Origin of the sequence: Bacteroides sp. 519, from assembly GCF_010500955.1 — a bacterium.
Taxonomy (GTDB): Bacteria; Bacteroidota; Bacteroidia; order Bacteroidales; family Bacteroidaceae; genus Bacteroides.
The window spans coordinates 14,215-17,041 of record NZ_QVMJ01000048.1; the positions used below are offsets into that span (position 1 = coordinate 14,215).

Consider the following 2,827-nt stretch of genomic DNA (forward strand, 5'->3'; position numbering starts at 1 on the left):
CGATTTTCCATGCGGTATGTTTTCACTCCCCGCCCCGGCCTAAAGGCCACCCCGCCCCTCAAGGGCGGGGAATCCATGCGGCATCGCCTACTTTACCTCTACCTCACTTTTAGTTCAACTCAGCCTCTAACTGAACCAAACGACTTGACGATCCAACGAGTTCCATTATAATATAAAGTAATTATTGACTGGTATTTAAAGAAAATACTTCTATATTTGTATGATTTCCAAAACGAAAAGATACAAAATCAATTATCAATGTCATAACCATAAAATAGTTTACTGAATGGAACCTAAAGTATCAACCAAAAACACAAAAACCGAGATTCTGGATGCTTACGAAGAATTGCTGAAAGAAGTGCAACAAGCCAAATCGGATATCCCTAAACAGATACAGGAAGAAAAACAGAAAAAAGAAACCCTCAAAAAAGTTTCTGATGTTACTAATGATAGCATAGTGAAAGGTATTATATCATTAAAATCAGATTTGAGTAAAGCGTTAGACGAGCTACAAACAAATCTGGAAAAAGAATATAAAAAGCTGGAAGAGATTCGTTCTGCTATTATAATTGAGAAACAATCATTGGAAGATTTATATTCGCTCTCTGCCAATACGGACTCTTTGGCTGCAATGTTGCTTGTTCAAAAAGAAAAGAAAGAAAAGTTTGAAAAAGAAATGCAGCAAAAGGAACAAACCTTCGCTGCCGAAATGGCATTGAAGAAAGAACAATGGGAACAGAAGAAAACAAAACAGGAAACGGAAGAAAAAGAGTTTCAGGAAGGAACATTAAAACGGAGGAAAAGAGAAGAAGAGGAATATTCCTATAACCTGAAAATAAGACGCAAGAAAGAAGAAGATGAGTATGAAAACAAGAAAGCACAACAAGAAAGAGAACTGGTTGAACGAAAAGAGAAATTTGAGCAAGAAGTAGCAAGTCGTGAACTGGAACTTAAAAACGCAGAAGCCGAATTAAATGAATTGCGTAAAGCCAATCTTGAGTTTCCGGCAAAACTAGATAAAGCAATAAAAGACAAAGAATCTGAAATAACAAAGTTACTGCAAACCAAATACGACTTTGATATTAAACTTATAGAGAAACAAAATGAGATAGACATTCGCCTGAAAGACCAAATGATTACTTCTTTACAGGAAAAAATAACCGAACTGCAAACGCAAATGAAAGATTATGCGGAAAAAGCTAATCGAGCAGAAGGTAATGTGAAAGATATAGCGGTGAAAGCGATAGAAAACTCATCGAAGGTTCATATGTTTACAGGAAAGTCGGAAAGAGAGGATGTAAAGTAGAAAATGAAAAATCCCGGTAGGATTATTCTGCCGGGATGTTATCGCATTTTTCCTTCAACTATCAGATATTTTCTATTTCTTTCAAAGAAAGTCCTGTCAATTCCTGAATTGTGTGTAAAGGAATAGAATTAGATTTCATTTTGCGAGCAATTTCAAGAATACCTTCTTCGCGCCCTTTTTCAATCCCTTCTGCAAGTCCTTTTTCAATCCCTTTTTCAATCCCTTCTGCAATCCCTTTTTCAATTCCCTCTATAAGCCCCTCTTCGCGTCCCTTTTCAAGTCCTTCGGCAAGTCCTTCTTCTCGACCTTTTTCAAGTCCCTTAGCCAATCCTTTCTTTTCGGATGTTTCCATTACACTATACCAGTCGCGGTAATTCTTCAAACTGTCTTCGTACTCAACCAGTTCCTTGCGGTTGAAGCGAGCTATTTCGGCTGTTTCGAACAGGCGGGTAAATATTCGCTCTTGTAGGGCAGCAGGACGTTCCATTAATCTGGAAAGATTACGAAGCACAAACATCCATTTATCGAACATGTTTTCCAATTCATATTCGGTTTTATTGAACTTGGGCATCTCCAGATAAATGAGCGTTAGCTTATCATAAAATACTTCCTGCGTGGCTACATCTACAAGTCTTACTTCGTGATGGTAATAATCGTTGTTATCGTTGTCGAACGAGAAGTTAAGGATACCAACTGTATAAACTGCTTTCAACTCATAATTCCAGCTCTTGCCTTTCACTGCTTGCTCGCGAATGGGGAATGTGGTGTAAAATATACTACGGTCTTTAAAAAACTGCTGTTCACCTTTTTGCATCTCCACCAGGAACTTTTCGCCTTGTTCGTTTTCACAATAAACATCGAATACTGCACGCCGATCGGCTTCCAGTGTGCCAAGATGTTCGGCATTGAGGTAGGTAACATCTTTTATAACTTGTCCATCAGGCAACAACGAGTTCAGAAAACTGATTAACAAATCTTTGTTGAGTTCGGTTCCAAACAGCTTTTTGAACCCAAAATCAGTATAAGGGTTGATATATTTTTCTATAAGTCCTTCGCTTCCCATAACTTTAAGTGTTAGTTGCGACAACAAACTTACTGGAAATTTGGGAGATTGTCAAGAATGTGACTAAGAATTAACCTGCATTGTTCATGTTTCATAATTTTGGTTCAAATCAGATTGGAAATGAATTAAAACACGGAGACACAGAAACACGGAGCTTTTCCTTGTGCTGAACACGGAGGCTTCGCTTTTGTCGTACAATACTTAAAATAGGCCAACGGCCTAATAGCCTCTAGCGTAGGCCAACGGCCTACGATGAAGGATACCGCATGGAATGCGAGGCTGTAAGCCTCGGAGCTTTCTTGCATACAATACGCTTCGAGGCCTACAGCCTCGCATTTTCATGTAACATCATTGCGTAGGCCGTTGACCTACGCTAGAAGCTATAAGGCCGTTGGCCTATTTTTGAGTAAAAGCGAAGTCTCCGTGTTCAGCACAAGGAAAAGCTCCGTGTTTCTGTG

The 2,827-nt window shown here is 38.9% G+C and carries 2 protein-coding genes; one reads left to right on the plus strand and one right to left on the minus strand.

Translation table 11 applies throughout. The annotated features are described in order from the left end of the window. The first annotated feature begins 286 nt into the window (after positions 1-286). On the plus strand, positions 287-1,306 hold the full coding sequence (locus tag D0T85_RS21325) for a hypothetical protein (protein WP_163215543.1): 1,020 nt from the start codon (positions 287-289) through the stop codon (positions 1,304-1,306). A gap of 61 nt (positions 1,307-1,367) precedes the next feature. Here the strand turns inward: D0T85_RS21325 and D0T85_RS21330 are convergent, their stop codons facing one another. Beyond that, positions 1,368-2,369, minus strand: coding sequence for an Rpn family recombination-promoting nuclease/putative transposase (locus D0T85_RS21330; protein WP_163215544.1), 1,002 nt, complete (start codon positions 2,367-2,369; stop codon positions 1,368-1,370). Positions 2,370-2,827 lie beyond the last annotated feature (458 nt).

Coding starts and splice junctions, on each gene's coding strand:
- D0T85_RS21330 (WP_163215544.1), bottom strand. CDS start 2,369: ATGGGAAGCGAAGGACTTATAGAAAAATATATCAACCCTTATACTGAT.
- D0T85_RS21325 (WP_163215543.1), top strand. CDS start 287: ATGGAACCTAAAGTATCAACCAAAAACACAAAAACCGAGATTCTGGAT.